Origin of the sequence: Bifidobacterium margollesii, from assembly GCF_002860355.1 — a bacterium.
Lineage (GTDB): Bacteria > Actinomycetota > Actinomycetes > Actinomycetales > Bifidobacteriaceae > Galliscardovia > Galliscardovia margollesii.
The window spans coordinates 1-15188 of the sequence record NZ_NMWU01000006.1; the positions used below are offsets into that span (position 1 = coordinate 1).

The window sequence follows — 15188 nt, forward strand, 5'->3', positions numbered from 1 at the left end:
CTGCCTGAGGTCCAGCGCCTTCTGGGGTTTGGCGTAGATCCACTGGTAGAGGCACTCGTGGCTTATCCGCATGCGCGGGTCGTCGGGCCATTCGATTTTGAGCCGTCCCTCGATCAGCTCCGGCGTCCATCCCTTGCGCAGCGCGTCCATCACCCAGGAGAGCAGCGGGTCGTACGCCATGCGCAGGGGCTTGCGCGACCTGCGGGCGCGGGTCTCGGCCTTGCGCTGCGCGGTCAGGGCCGAGTAGAACGGGCGCGCGGTCCATGCGCCCGTCTTCAGGCGTTTCGGCCTGTACGGACGGTAGGAGTCGTTCTCGTTGGACGCGAACCACAGGCCGCGCCTCAGCTCGCGGCTGACCGTGGACTTGTCCCGGCCGATCCTCAGGGCGATCTGGCGCACGCCGAGCCCCTCTCGGTTCCTCAGTTCGTCGATCCGGACTCGTTCCTCGGCCGACAGGTGGGAATACACTTTCGTCATGGGCGCAGCACTTTCTCTTCGGTTGTGGACTTGAACACTTCCAACCTTAGACAGGTGTTGCGCTTCTATTTAGAACCCGGGCGCTGAACGTGATCGAGTCCCTGCCGGCATGCGCCGGTCCAAGCCGTTCGGCAGGCACACTGACATGAGTGAAGAACGCGTTGTCCACGGTGAGCGGCCGCTTGCGCAGGTCGGCGGCGATGTCCTTCTGCAACGATTCGGCGAACGATTCGTAGCTTTCCGAGGCGATGACCGTGAGCAGGTTGACGTCCTGCACCTGCGATTCGCCAAGCACGTTGACGTCCTGTCTCACGCCATCCCTGTTCACGCACAGTCGCAGTCCGCGTCCGACTTCCTGCCGTTTGCCGACTTCCGAATCGGAATGCTTGAGCGTGCAGATCTGGAATACGTTGGGGTTGTCCCATCCTTCACGCAACGCCGAATGACTGAAAATGAACCGGGTGGGTTCCTCGAAGCTCAGCAGTCGCTCCTTGTCTTTCAGAATCAGATCGTAGGCGCTGATGTCGTCGCTTTCGTCTCGTCCGCGTTTGATCTTCGAGTCGATCATGCGATGATGCTTGTCGATGCTGAAGTATCCCTGATGCACGTCCTTGCCCCAGGTGCGACGCAGGAAATCCATGTAGCCGTGACCGTCGTCGATTCGTCCGTCGAGGAACCATTGCACGCAACGATCGTATTCCTCTTCGAACATGGTGGCGTATTCGCCGGGGACCGCATTGCCGTCATCGTCGTATCGACGGTATTTGACCACTTCGTCGATGAAGAACAGACTGAGGCACTTGATGCCCCGTGCCCACAGGTGCTCCTCCTTCTGCAGGTGACTGAGGATGGTTTCGCGAATCTGGATTCGACGAAGGTCACGTTCGGAACCGTCGTTGAGGATTTCACCTTTACGCAGCACAGTTCCGTTCATGAACCGTACGTACCCCAGCTCGTTGCCGTCCAACCCGTCCGGCACGATGCCGTCCGGGGCGATGCGCCAGCCGTCGCGGTATGCTTCAAGTTCCCGTGATGCCGTATACAGGTCGTCACCGACGTCGAATACGCCGGACGCCACGCCCACATTGCCTGCGGCGGTGAGACGCTTGTATTCGATGCGGGCCCTCGGCGGCTTGCTGGCGCTGACGATGATGTCCTGCAGATACAGGTAGCCGTCGGTGCCTCGCATGTTGTTCAGCTCGAAGCCCTTGACCTCGATGCGTTTGACCAGACGCTGGTTGTAGGCGTCCAATGCGTCGAGCGAATAGACGAGATCATGGTGGATCTTGTGCGTGGCGGAATAGTTCAGCGTGAACAGCGGTTTGAAGAGGTCGATGCCGTTCTGCGTGGCTTTGCCTCCCATTTTCTGCGGTTCGTCGAGAATGATGATGGGACGTGTGGCGGCGATCACGTCGATGGGTTTGCGCGAGCCGAATTCGTCGCGCTCGGAGAAGATGATGCGCGACTCCTTGCTGCGCCCGCCCTCCTTCATTGAGGTGTTGAACGCCTGCATGTTGATGATCATCACGGCGATATCTGGCGAGGATGCGAAGAAGTCGAGCTGGGTGAGGTTCGACGAATCATAGACGAACCATGCGAGTCGTTTGCCGTAGCCTTGGGTGCCGTCCATGCCGGACGTGTAGAAGTAGTCGGCCGTGGTGCGCAGGGATTTCGCCACGCCTTCGCGGATGGCGATGGACGGCACCACGATGATGAACTTCGACCAGCCGTACCGGCGGTTGAGTTCGAAGATGGTCTTGGTGTAGACGAACGTCTTGCCGGTGCCGGTCTCCATTTCCACGTCGAGTTCCACACCGCCGTGCCCCCGGCACAGGTTCGGGGATTCCACGAGGTTCTGCCGCCGTTGGATGCCGTGGATGTTGCTCAGCAGCTGATCGCCGTTGAGTTCGATGTCGGCGTTGCGGTAGCCGGTGTCGTCAGCGTCGTCGAAATCAGGCTGCTTCGGTTCGGAGGCATCGCCGAAGTCGGCGTCGAGCGCTCCCTGCGTCATCTCGGGAACCGTGGCGAACACGCGCGTCGGACGCACGCCAAGGTCGCGGATGTAGCTCATGCCGACATGCGGGGGCTGTCCTTCGAACACGTCGCATACGGCGTTCGCGGCATCCGTCTGATACTGGTATTGGGAGAACCTAAAGCGCATCAGATCACCCTCACCTGCGTGGCACCCTGTTCGGCATTGGCGGCCTGTTTGAAGATCTCGGCGAAGTTCGTGACCGTCTGGCTGTTCTTCAGACCGGACTCCCCCACCACCGCATACGACGGCCTCGGGTCAAGCTCGGCCATGCCATGCAGCACCGATTCGGGGATGTCCTTATCGAAGCAGGCGACGAGCTGGCCGCCGTTCACCGAATACACGGTATGCTCGGCAAATGCCGGCCCATCCAACACTTCGATGGAGGAATCATAGGGCAGCTGGAATGATGGCAGGCATTCGAACAGTTTGTCGAGGGCGCTGCGCCCCGGCTTGGCAACGTCGATCATGCTGTCGAGCATGTCCTGCGTCACCTCGGTCGGTGGCTGGTTCACATCGCGATAGTTTGAATCCTCCACACGTAGCACACGGAAGCCGATGTCCGGCACCCGCTTTGGCTCGGCGCCAAGCTCCAACTGCTCGTTCGACTTCTCCACCTCGGCCTTGATCTTCCCGCCAGCGCGACGGATGCGCTCCTCACCAATCTCGCAGATGGTGTGGTAGCCAGACTTCGCCGCCTCCGACTTCTCGTCGCACACCTCCGGCAGCTGCACCATGATGAACTTGCGATTGCCGCCGTCCTCGGCATTGAGCTTCATCACCGCATGGGCCGTGGTCGCCGACCCGGAAAAGAAATCAAGAATCAGGGAATCGCTGCATGTCCCTTGCTTAGTTAAGAAACGTATCAACTCAACAGGCTTAGGGAAATCAAATATTTTCCCCTCGAAAATTGCAGAAAGCTCACGAGTTCCATCGGTCGTAAAACCGACATTTTCAGAGTTAAGCCACGTAGAAGCAGCAGTCGTAATCGAACGCAAATCAGAAAGGAACTTTTTCTCACGTGGTCTTCCACCAATAGAATTTGGCCACAAAATACGGTTTTCGTCTATCATCTTTGCAATAGTGTCTTTAGATTTCGACCATCCACGTTTAGGATTAGGCGGATATACGTCTCCGTTTTCCGGATTTACAATATCGAAATGTAAATTTGGACGCTGGGATGCATTTGCCAACCCAGAGAGATCAATACTAGCCCACGGACCACGTGGATCATTATCTGGGTTTTTGTACTTCCCAACGTCGATAGGAACACCGGTCAGAACGATATCAGGCTTTTTGGCATACACAAGAATACTTTCCGTATCAGGAGAAAGACGTGTCGCATTACGACTATCGGCATTCTGGCGCCGATGCCACTGAAATACTCCAATTCTCTGCACATCACCGTATATCTCATTGCAAAGATTCAGCATATTATTCAATTCATTGTCATCAATGCTGATGAAAATCACACCGTCATCGGAAAGCAAATCCCTCGCCAGCAGAAGGCGCGGATATATCATGCTGCACCAGTCGGAGTGGAAACGACCATTGGATTCAGGGTTGGCGACGAGCCATCCTCCTTCGTCACTGTACTCGCCGTTACCGTCGTTGTATTCGTCGGCACCCCGCTTGAAATCGTCATGGTAGATGAAATCATGCCCGGTGTTGTACGGCGGGTCGATGTAGATCATCTTGATCTTGCCGGCATAGGTTTCGCGCAGAATCTTCAATGCGTCGAGATTGTCGCCTTCGATGTAGAGGTTATGGGTGCCATCCCAGTTCTTGCTGCGCTCCTTGATCGGACGCATGGTTTTGGCGATCGGTCGGCGCGCTTCCTCCTTGGCCGCGCGCTTACCGGGCCAGGTGAACCGGTAGCGTTCGCGAGCGCCTTCTGCCACGTCGCCGAGGTTTTCCCGTAGTGCGTCGAAGTCCACCGTTTTCCTGGCTTGTCCGGTGGCGGGGTCTTTGACTTCGGTGGCCACATTCGGGAACAGTGCGATGAGTTTCTCGATGTTCTCTTCCGTGAGATCCGGAGTCGCCGACTCAATGCGATTTAGGGGGGGGGGCTGCTTGGTTCATGGTGTATTGCTCCTTGTACGGCTTGTCTTGGCGACGATGGTTTGCGTTTCTGTGTTATTCGTTGAAACGAGTGTTGACATGCAGTGTCAGTTGAGGACGCTCCTGCGTACGGGCGTTTCCTTGTAGACCGCCATTGCCATCCGATACGGCGAGGATGGTGCCGAATGAGAGGTCGTGCAGTTCCCGTACGGTCAGTCCCGTCTCCTCACTGATGGTTCCGGGGAAAACCCTCTTGCTGCGATTGGTCCGTTCGACGAACGAGAACACCTCGGAGCGTTCCCTCGCAATGCCGCCGGGCTCCGCTGCACGGTAGCCCTTCGCCGTCAACGCGGAGCATGTTCGACGGTACTCCCAATCGGAAAGACGTCCCAATTCGTGTGCGCGACGTGCCATCGCCATGGCGGACACCTTGAAATAGCGTTTGCCCTTGAGAATGTCGGCAACACCCGCATGGCATGGCACGACTGCCTTCACCCTCCGTTCCGGCATGAGCAGATTCGCGGCGAACTCATGCGCTTCCGCCTCGACATCACGGCTATTCGCGTCCTCAGACATCGAGTCGACATGCAACAGCAAATGCCCGATCTCATGGGCGATATCAAATCGCGCACGTTCCGCCGTCTTCGCAGTATCAACGGCCACATACGGTACACCGTCGAACATGAAACTGAAAGCATCCACTTCCTTGCCCACAGGAGGAAGACTGAACAGACGGACACCATGCGCTTCGGCAAGTTCGGTCATGGCAGGCAGGGGATTCTCCCCATACCCCCAATCGCCGCGCAATGCATCCGCGGCCTCCCGCGGAGTCCAGCCCATGTCACCACCAATCGGCAGCAAACAGTCAGGCAGACGAAAATGCCGTTCTATCCAGTGGAAAAACAACAAGGCATTCCGCCCATGCCCCACGGCCGATCTACGCTGTCTCACCGTGGATTTGCGCAACGATCTGAACCATACCTGGGATTCCGTCAGATCCTCGATCAATGGAGCATCCGGCAATACGGTGAAGAAAGACGGGACAACGCCCAGTTCGTCGGCAAGCAATGCCGATTGGGATGACGGCGCCCCGTTCTCCTCGTAGTTGGCGACGGTTCGGGACGTTACCCCCAGCCGTTCGGCAAGCTGCACCTTACTGAGCCCTGCGGTTTCCCGTGCACACCGAATACGTTCCGGATCAAGGGATAGGCGAACGTCGTCAACGCGCGGAAATGGCGACGGCAGTGTCGTCACCCTCGTTGCGCCCATCGTCACGAACCTCCACAATTCGGCTATCGATGCCGGTTTCACCAAGCACGATACGTTTGTCCCATCCCAAAATCTTACCGTCATCAGTCACACCAATCGGCAATGACACCTCGAGGCTGACATGCCGATCGTCGACATCGCGATGAAACAGCAGCAGCCACAGCGTCTGCGGACGCGCTTCGGCCTCCGCGGACAGTTCGTCAAAGCTGAGCTGCTCCGGTTCCTCTGCCGCATTGTTGTTCTGAAGTTCCAGCACAGTGACGACCCCAAGCTTGTTCTTGGGCTGCGGCACCCCTTCGATCACGCCGGTAGAGGCATTGCCTTGTTTGAAAGCGAAAGCGAGCCCATCCGTGCGACGGGCTCGCGGCGAGGTCTTGTTGTCGGCCTCCCTGTTGGCGCTCCACCCATCGAGCATATCCACTTCCTCACGGACGGCTTCGACAAAGCGATGATAGAATCGCGCTCCCGGAGCGCTGAGCTGCGAGTGCAGATCACTGGTCTCCCGCGCTTCGCGCAGAGCAGCAATTGCGGCATTACGCAAAACATCCGCTGAGAAACCGAAAATTCGACTGAATTCCCGTTCAGCCAACTTATTCGTGAAAATACGCACATTATCACTGAAATCAGGCTGAATCGACATCATCAGCTCCTCTCAATTGTGTAGGAAACCAGAAAACTATGTCAGGTTATCACACTCCAGATTTTTACGTTTCAGTCGAGCCTCCTGCAACTGATTCCACAGTTCGTTGCGTTTGACGATCTGCCTGGTTCGGTTATGGGCCTTCTGCAGACGTTCGATCTCCCGGGTCAATTCCACCATCCTGTGCTTCACCGCTATTCGGTGGTCCACCCGTTCAGGATTCGTATCACCGAGAATGATCTGCGCGCACATGGCGTTCCATGCGGCATCCAGATTCAGGGGATCAAGCCTGACGTGAATGCGGGATGCCTCCTCCGGCTCTCCGGCGTATACGCGACCCTCCATCAGCCCCTGCGCAACGTTCGCGCTGCGGAACACCGCCAGCGTGCAGACATCCCGCCGAACGCAGACGAATAGGAGGCGAGCCCTCTGCCGACTCTGTTCGCCATACACCCGCGCGATATGTTCCAGCACTTCGATCGGCAGCCTGTCCTGCTTCAGCTCCACACCCATCACGTAGATCGCCGTCACGGAATCCCCTGCGGTAATACCGGTGGACGATTGGCTGATCTGGGCGAGCATGACGAACGACTCCACCTCATCCGTGAAGCGTCGCCGCAACCGTGCCGTCATATTCGCATGGCGATAAAAGCCATCCTTGGGCAGTCGTGCTCTCGTCGCCGGCACGGCCGTGGTGCTGGGCAGTCCGAGGGTCATGGCGGTCACCTGCCCGCAGGATGCCTTGCCCTCACCGACCTTGACCATCATGCAGCCTCTTTCGGACGGATCACCAGAAAGCACACCAGCTCGAAATCATCAAGCCCCTGTACTCCGGCGTCGAGGAAATCACCCAGCCCCGTGGCGAGAAAGCTTTGCGCGGCGGTCTGTTCGTCCTGTTCGACGATGCTGGCCACCGCATCCTGCAGCAGTTGGGAGGCATGGCTCATATCCCGGCCGCCATGGGTACGCCGGTTGTACCGTCGACACAGCCGCTCATCTGGCTCGACCTTGCCACGGCACAGCATTCGCATCACATCAAGACACGCCTTGGGCTCCAGATAGCCGTGCACGATCGTGCCATCGTCGCGGACCTGCACGAGATAATACGGGTGGATTCGATTGCGCCCTTCGGCGTTCACCGCCTCATTCACGTTGCGAAGTACGAACATGATGCCCGGCTCATCGCCCTCCACCACCGCGTCAATGCCGGTCGGCATGTGGTCGACGTCCGGATTACGCTTGTGATAGCCGATCAGATCCATGCGGAATTCGTTCAGACCAAGATCGGTGATGCTGATGCTGCCTTCCACGTCCTCCAGATCGGGAACCTCATCGCGCATCTGCCTGAGCTGCTTCTCACGGTATTCAAGATCGTCGCGCCGATCATCGCTCAACGGATTATCGTTGCCCGTGGAGGCAAGAACACCCGCCTTCATACGGGCCTCCACACGATCCTTAAGCCGCAGATACTTGTCCAACGCCATGTCCGGCCAGTAATTGACCAACTGGATGCATTCGTTCCTCGACCCGATACGATCCACGCGGCCGAACCGCTGTACGATGCGCACCGGATTCCAATGAATGTCGTAGTTGACCATCATGTCGCAGTCCTGCAGGTTCTGGCCTTCGGAAATGCAGTCCGTAGCGATGAGGATGTCGATGTCCTGCCCGTCCAACCCTTGCGCGATCTTGTCGCGCTCCTTTGAAATCGGCGAGAAGCAGGCGAGAATATCGCTCATGTCTCCCCCGACCTTCTTCAACGTGCACCGGCCCGGCCGGGCCCCGGTCACCTCCGCGGTCTGCATGCCGAGTGTCTTCGCGTAGACGCTTACCTGTTCATACAGGTAGTCCGCGGTATCGGCGAACGCAGTGAACACCAGCACCTTGCGGTTGCCGGGATTGATAGGATGCTCGACCTTGTCACGAATCGTCCTATAGAGCTGGTGCAGTTTCGCATCATGCTCGGGATCGATGTCACCGACCATACGCAGTAGATCATGGATGACGTGAATATCGTGGTTGATGTACCGGCGCCAATCCTTCCAGTTCATGTCGGCAAGCAGAAAACGGTTCTTGCCCTGAGTGGTGAATTCACGCGTATCGAACTCCATCTGCTCGGCATCATCCTGATCGAGGTCGAAGCCATCGTCGAACCGACCGGCATCAATGCCGGACACCATACTCAGATCGCGATGTTCGGCACGATACCGCTCATACCGGTCGATCACCGCAACGGTATGCTCCATATAGCCAAGCACGCGTTTCAACGTTACGCGGAACGAATGCACGCTGCTTTCAAATCGTTTGAGCAGATTCGTGGCCATAAGCTTACGAACCCCGGTCTCACGGCCGGTGGTGGTCAGGCTGACATCCTCGTCCTTGAAATACTTGGCCCTCCGGGAATCCAGAAGGAATTCGGACGGCATGTACAATGCCAGACCGAGCTCATCCAGCTTGTCGTAGATCTCGTCATAGGAAACCCGGTCCTCCCGCGTGGAGAGCTTCGGCTGCACGCTGATCGGCTTGAGCCGCCGGGGGAACCTGCCAATGGCGTTCATATCGTAATAGCGTTGGATATGCCGCCGGCTGCGCGCCACCGTCACCTGATCAAGCACCTTGAAGAAATCGAAGTCCAGACGATCCATCAGGTTCGTCGTCGTTCGTTCATTCGCATCCAGCTTCGACCATGCCGTATACGCCTTCTGAGCGTTTCTGAACACACTGTCGATGTCGGTGGACAGCCCCAGTTTCGCGGCCCAATCGTCGTCATTGCCCTCATAGGCCAAGGCGAGCTGATTCTCCAGATCCCGGAAACGATTGTTCACCGGCGTGGCGGAAAGCATCAACACCTTGGTACGCACGCCATTATGGATAACCCTATCCAGCAGTTTGGCGTACCGGTTCTCCCTGTCATCGGTCTTGGCTGCGGAATCCAAACCGTTGCGGAAGTTATGCGATTCGTCGATCACTACCAGATCGTAGTTGCCCCAGTTGATGCGTTCAATGGGAATGCCCGCCGCGGAAGGACCCTTCGACCGGCTCAGATCGGTGTGGTACAGCACGTCGTATCGCAGATGATCGTCGACCAGAGGATTGTTGATCGCATTGGCCGTGTACGTCAACCAATTATCCTGCAGCTTCTTCGGACACAACACCAGCACGTTGCGGTTGCGAGACTCGAAATACTTGATCACAGCCAGCGCAGTGAAGGTCTTGCCGAGACCGACCGAATCGGCGAGAATGCAACCGTTATAGGTCTCCAGTTTGTTGATGATGGCGAGCGCGGCGTCCTTCTGGAAGTCGTACAGCATATTCCATACGCGGCTTTCACGGAATCCCGTGCCTTCCTTGGGCAGTACGTCGTCGTCGATGTCTTCGAGGAATTCGCTGAAAATGCGGTATAGCGCCATGTAGTACACGAGTTCCGGCGGATTCTCCTGATACATGCGTTCGATGCCGTCGATCACCGCACTCGTCACATCGTGCAGATTTCCACCATTCCACGCTTGATCGAACTGCTGTAGCAGGCCGCGGGTCTGCGTCGCTTCCAATTTGACGCAGCCCGGCGAAGCCGAAGCGTGTCTGGTCGTGCCCAATTGGGTGGTCGAGAACTCGTTGAACGGCATATATCCCACGGTCGTATCGGCACCAGTGCCGGCGTCATGACCTTCCACGGCAAGGAACTGACTGAAACCGCCTTCATCGTCGGGCGACATAAACGTCACATCATGCCGACGGATCCAATCAGCACATTCTCGGGCCACCGCCTTCTGCGTCAGTTCGTTGCGCAGCCGAACCTCCAGTTGAGTACCGTATAACCCTTGTTCGCGCCCCAATCTGGGGATATAGAACTCTCGACGTTCCTTCGGTGTGGAATCCTTGGTAAAGGTCTTCGAGGTGAAGATGAATCGGAATTCACCGGCCTGCTCCAACTGCTCCTGCAGCTCCCGATAGGCGTACATCGAAAACAGCGACGATGCCACCGAAATCCGATCACCGGCATGAATCGTTTGGACAAGATCATCCTTCACCAGCGAAGTACGGTTGTCGATATACCCAAAATCAGTCACTCAGTCAGTTTAGCCCGACAAGGGTGATTTTCCCTCGGCCGGACTAACTCGACCACCCTCAGTCCGCCACCGACGGCCAGCCCTCGCCGGCGGGGCATACAGTCCATGAGACGAGCTCCCCGTTTGCCCCGCATGGCCAGCTCCCATCAGCGGGGCATACACACATTCCTGACCTTTTTGCTACTACTGTCGTAGGAACGAGCAGGCGATCCAGAGGCGGACGCGGGAGGCCTCCTGGCCGAGGTCGAGGCCGAGCAGACGTTCGATCTTGTTCAGACGGTTCTCCACGGTATGCCGGTGCACGTCGAGCCGTTTGGCCGTGGCACCGACGTTGAACGAGGTGGCGAGCAGTTCGCGTATGGTGGCCAGCAGCGCCTCGGTCTCCTGCTTCGGCAGGCGATACAGCGGCCGCAGCAGTTCGCGCGAATAGACCACGGCCAGATCGGGGCGGATCAGCTCGTGCACCGACATGTCGGAGAACGAGCGGTCGGCATCGTTGAGCCGCCTCAGATGCAGATCCTGCACGGCCTCGGGGAACCGGTATTCCATCGACTGCCATGACGAGCAGTCGCAGGCGCCGAAGTCCACGTCCTCCATGGTGAGCAGCGCGCCTTCGGCCGTCTGCGCGCAGTCCTCGCCCATCACCATCCAGAGTCGGTGATCGTATTCGCCGAACAGCAGGCGGCCGGTGCCGACGACCGACTCCGCCGAGGAGTTCAAAGCGGCGTACAGTCGATCGACCGCCACCGATTCGCCGTCCACGCAGATCAGTCGTAGCGGAGGCTGGGGAATCTCCGCCCACAGTTCGTCGGCCATCGGCAGCATGGCGGTGCCGTTGCCCTGGGCGAACGCGCCGATGCATGCGGATCTGAGCCGACGCATGTGCCGTTCGCTCAACTTGAGCTGGGGCACGATCACGGACATCACATCGGCGGCCACCATGGTCACGGATCGCAGCAGCATGTCGATCCGATCGGCCTGCGCGGCCGACGCCACCACAATGCCGACGAGGCGGCCATGCGAACCGTTGGCATCCCGCACCACACTGGCGCAGTAATCCCGATCCGATTCCGATCCGAACAGCGTGGTCATACCGGGGTTGGACTGAGCCTCCGCGGCCTTGGCGGCCAGTTTCATGGCCCAGTCCTGCGCCTGCTTGCCGAACGTGCGGTTGGAGATGTCGATCACCGTGCCGCTCGCATCCACGTAGGCCGCCCATCCGGAAATCAGTTTGGCGGTGATCGCGATCACGTCGTGTACGGAGTCGCCGCCGGCCGCGGCCTTGAGCACCTGCCGCTGCAGCAATGACGACTGCCGCATCACATCGTCATGCCGGTCGGTCAGCGCACGGGAGACGATTTTGGAGATCGGCGAGAACGGAATCTCCAACGGCACCTCGAACAGGGGAAGTCCCGCATGATTGGCCGCGTCGATCAGCGCCATCGGCGTGGTGGGATGCTTCACCGCCACGCCGAAGCCGATGGCCACCACACCCGCCTGAGCCAACTGCTCCACATAGGTGTCGCACCACTGCCGGTAGGCCGACGACGCCGATGCGAACCGGGCCGGCAGTCCCACCGCCTTGCGGGCGTTGACCAGCAGGGCGTGATCGTCCTCGGCGGTCATGGATTCGGTGGGAAAGTTCGCTCCGGTGGTGAGCAGCACCTCCCCCGGTTCGCTCCACATGGCGATGTCGAGGATCTCCGCAGGATGAACCCATGAGATATGTCGGTCGATCGCGCCGTCCGCTCCGGGGCACACCAGACGGAGCTTCAGCGACGGCTCCGCCAGCAGCTGTCTGAGCGTAATGCCTCCGGGAGCGTCATCATGACGGTCGAACGAGGCGCTCCGCAATGCGAAGCCTGCGGATGACGACGCGGATGACGAAGGCGACGCGGACGGCACGGTTGACGCGGACGGCGCAGTTGACGCGGACGGCACGGTTGATGCGGACGGCACGATCGGCAAACCTACAGCAGCGACTCGTTGTACCGGTGAACGGCGAGGGTGCGACGGGATGCCGCGAGGTTTTCGAGCACGAGACGACGCAGCGCCCGATCGGCCTGCTCATGCGAGGCCAGCCACTCGTCACCGGCCTTCACCAGCGCGGCCGGGTCCGCATAGCCGGGATACAGTCCGTTCAGCAGGGTTTCCGCCATGTGGTAGGTCTTGTGCTTCCACACCCAGTCGATGGCGTCGAAGTATTCGGCCACATACGGGTCGGCGAGCTCGCGGCTGTCGGTGCCGGAGAAGGCGTACGCCACGGCCTCCATCTGCGAGTTGGTCAGATCGTCGTTGTGCAGGGCCTGATCCCACGCCCAGCGCTTGGCCTCCTCGGTGTTGATCGCGGCCTTGGCGCCGAATGCGAACTCGCGGTTCTCGGTGGTGTCGCGGCGGGCGAGCTCGGCGTCGATGCCGTCGGAGTCGATGAGCCCGTGATCGGCGAGCGCGTGGATGAGCGACCACTTGAGGTTGTTGTCGATGTCGAGACCGGGAAGAGCAAGCGTTCCGTCGAGCAGGCCCCGCACGTTGGCCTCGAAATCGGCGTCATGACCGTAGCCGAGATACGCCTTGAGCAGCTGGAACTGGTTGTCGGAGCCGGCCTGGGCCTCGTTGGCAAGCTTCCACAGGCGCTCGGAGACCTGCTCGAGCACCTCGCCGCGTCGTGCGGACGCCACGTAATGGTGCGCCGTGGTGCTCATCTGGGCGAGCGCGTAGCGGAACGTGGTGGATTCGGTTTCGGTGGCGAGGGCGCGCAGACTCACGTCGATGAAGTCCTCGGCGGGCAGTTCGCCGTCGCGGGTCATGTCCCACAGGCTCAGCCATACGACGGCCCGTGCGAGGGCGTCAGTGAAGTCGGGCAGTTTGCGCAGTGCGAAATCGAGCGACTGCTCGTCGAGTCGCAGCTTGGTGTAGGTCAGATCGTCGTCGTTCACCAGAATGAACGCCGGGCGCTTCAGCCCCTCGGCTTCCGTCACCTCGGTGGTTTCGCCTTCGACGTCAAGTTCGAACCTCTTGGTGCGCACGACCTTGCCGGCGTCATCAACGTCGTAGAAGCCAACGGCGAGGCGGTGCGTACGCAGTACGGGGTGTTCCTCCGGCGCGCTCTGACGCAGGACCAGACGGGTGATCGTCCCGTCCTCGGCGGTTTCGAGTTCGGTGGCGATCGTGTTGATGCCGGCCGATTCGAGCCACTGTCGGCTCCACGCGGCCAGATCTCGGCCGCTGGTCCTCTCCAGCTCGCCGAGCAGGTCGGCCAGCGTGGCGTTGCCGTACGAGTGCGCGGCGAGGTAGTTGTGGATGCCCTGGAAGAATCGTTCGCGACCCACGTAGAACACGAGCTGCTTGAGCACGGAGGCGCCCTTGGCGTAGGTGATGCCGTCGAAGTTCACGTACGTGTCGTTGAGGTCGTTGATCGGCGCGACGATCGGGTGGGTGGTGGGCAGCTGGTCCTGCCTCAGCGCCCAGCTCTTCTCGCCGGCGCAGAAGGTGGCCCAGTCGTTCGGCCAGTCGGTGGCCTCGGCGGTGGCGAGCGTGGACATGAATTCGGCGAACGACTCGTTGAGCCACAGATCGTTCCACCACTTCATGGTGACGAGGTCGCCGAACCACATGTGGGCGAGCTCATGCAGCACGGTTTCCACACGACGGTTGGCCAGTGCGTCGGTCACCTTGGATTCGAACACGTAGGAGTCGCGGATCGTCACGGTGCCGATGTTCTCCATGGCGCCGGCGTTGTATTCCGGCACGAACAGCTGGTCGTACTTGCTGTACGGGTAGGGCACGTCCCACTGCGCGTTGTAGAACGCGAAGCCTTTCCTGGTGACGTCGAAGAGGTAGTCGACGTCCTTGGCCATGGCGTCCTTGAGCGCCTGACGGCAGTAGATGCCCATCGGGATGGTGCGACCGTCCTCGTTGGCGTATTCGGTGTGCCAGCTGGCGTACGGACCGGCCACGAGCGCGGTGAGGTAGGAGCTCATCGTCGGCGTGGTGGCGAACGTCCAGCGCTTGGCGGTCTCGGGCTCATGGTCGCCCAGCGTGCCTTCGTCGGTGAGACGATCGACGCTGCTCACGGTCCGTGCCACGCCGTTGGAGATCACGTCCCATGACTGCGGTGCGGTGACCGTGAAGTCGAAGGTGGCCTTGATGTCGGGCTGGTCGAACACGGCGAACACGCGGCGGGCGTCCGGCACTTCGAACTGCGTGTACAGGTAGACGTTGCCGTCGGAGGGGTCGACGCTGCGGTGCAGACCTTCGCCGGTGGTGGAGTATCGGCAGAGGGCCTTCACCGTCACGGTGTTGTGCGCGTCCAGACCGGTCAGCTCGATGCGGGAGTCGGCCACGACGTCGGCGGGCAGTTCGACTCCGTTGAGCGTGACGGATTCCACGGATTCGGCGATCAGATCAAGGAACGTGGCCGATCCCGGTTCGGCGTCGAAGGTGATGGTGGTGGTCGATCCGAAGGTCTTCGGCCCGACGGTCAGATCAAGGTCGATCGCGTAGGCGGCGTTCGAGACGATCGCGGCACGCTCCTCGGCTTCGATTCTCGTAAGATTGGCTCCCGGCATGATTATCCCCCTCTATATGGTCTATACGGCCCTGATATGCGGCCCTGTAATAACGATAGGGCTCCCCTCCG

General features: G+C 59.6%; 9 protein-coding genes. All 9 read right to left on the bottom strand.

Annotation, left to right across the window (positions count from 1 at the left end):
- Positions 1–477 (bottom strand): helix-turn-helix domain-containing protein (locus Uis1B_RS02090; RefSeq protein WP_133124773.1); only part of this gene is annotated, 477 nt, incomplete at its 3' end.
- A gap of 46 nt (positions 478–523) precedes the next feature.
- Positions 524–2638, bottom strand: a complete 2115-nt coding sequence (locus tag Uis1B_RS02095; RefSeq protein WP_101615104.1) for a DEAD/DEAH box helicase family protein — start codon at positions 2636–2638, stop codon at positions 524–526.
- Complete coding sequence (locus Uis1B_RS02100; RefSeq protein ID WP_243390220.1) at positions 2638–4494, bottom strand: site-specific DNA-methyltransferase; 1857 nt, start codon at positions 4492–4494, stop codon at positions 2638–2640. Before Uis1B_RS02100 ends, Uis1B_RS02095 begins: the two co-directional genes overlap by 1 nt.
- Before the next feature lie 151 nt (positions 4495–4645).
- Positions 4646–5839, bottom strand: a complete 1194-nt coding sequence (locus tag Uis1B_RS02105) for an XRE family transcriptional regulator (RefSeq protein WP_101615107.1) — start codon at positions 5837–5839, stop codon at positions 4646–4648.
- Positions 5790–6482: a hypothetical protein gene (locus tag Uis1B_RS12280; RefSeq protein ID WP_243390222.1), complete on the bottom strand. Its 693-nt coding sequence runs from the start codon at positions 6480–6482 to the stop codon at positions 5790–5792. Before Uis1B_RS12280 ends, Uis1B_RS02105 begins: the two co-directional genes overlap by 50 nt.
- 33 nt (positions 6483–6515) lie before the next feature.
- The gene (locus Uis1B_RS02115) at positions 6516–7247 is read right to left on the bottom strand and encodes a DUF4391 domain-containing protein (protein WP_101615116.1); all 732 of its coding nucleotides are present in this window, start codon (positions 7245–7247) and stop codon (positions 6516–6518) included.
- A complete protein-coding gene (locus tag Uis1B_RS02120; protein ID WP_243390223.1) occupies positions 7244–10549 on the bottom strand; it encodes a helicase-related protein in 3306 nt (1101 codons plus the stop codon). Before Uis1B_RS02120 ends, Uis1B_RS02115 begins: the two co-directional genes overlap by 4 nt.
- 183 nt (positions 10550–10732) lie before the next feature.
- On the bottom strand, positions 10733–12508 hold the full coding sequence (locus tag Uis1B_RS02125) for a PucR family transcriptional regulator (protein WP_133124801.1): 1776 nt from the start codon (positions 12506–12508) through the stop codon (positions 10733–10735).
- Positions 12509–12519: 11 nt separating this feature from the next.
- A complete protein-coding gene (pepN, locus tag Uis1B_RS02130) occupies positions 12520–15117 on the bottom strand; it encodes an aminopeptidase N (protein ID WP_101615120.1) in 2598 nt (865 codons plus the stop codon).
- Positions 15118–15188: the final 71 nt, after the last annotated feature.

Excerpts from the sequence above, each read along its gene's own strand:
- Uis1B_RS02095 (WP_101615104.1), bottom strand. The coding sequence starts at position 2,638 with ATGCGCTTTAGGTTCTCCCAATACCAGTATCAGACGGATGCCGCGAAC.
- Uis1B_RS02105 (WP_101615107.1), bottom strand. The coding sequence starts at position 5,839 with ATGGGCGCAACGAGGGTGACGACACTGCCGTCGCCATTTCCGCGCGTT.
- Uis1B_RS12280 (WP_243390222.1), bottom strand. The coding sequence starts at position 6,482 with ATGATGTCGATTCAGCCTGATTTCAGTGATAATGTGCGTATTTTCACG.
- Uis1B_RS02115 (WP_101615116.1), bottom strand. The coding sequence starts at position 7,247 with ATGATGGTCAAGGTCGGTGAGGGCAAGGCATCCTGCGGGCAGGTGACC.
- pepN (WP_101615120.1), bottom strand. The coding sequence starts at position 15,117 with ATGCCGGGAGCCAATCTTACGAGAATCGAAGCCGAGGAGCGTGCCGCG.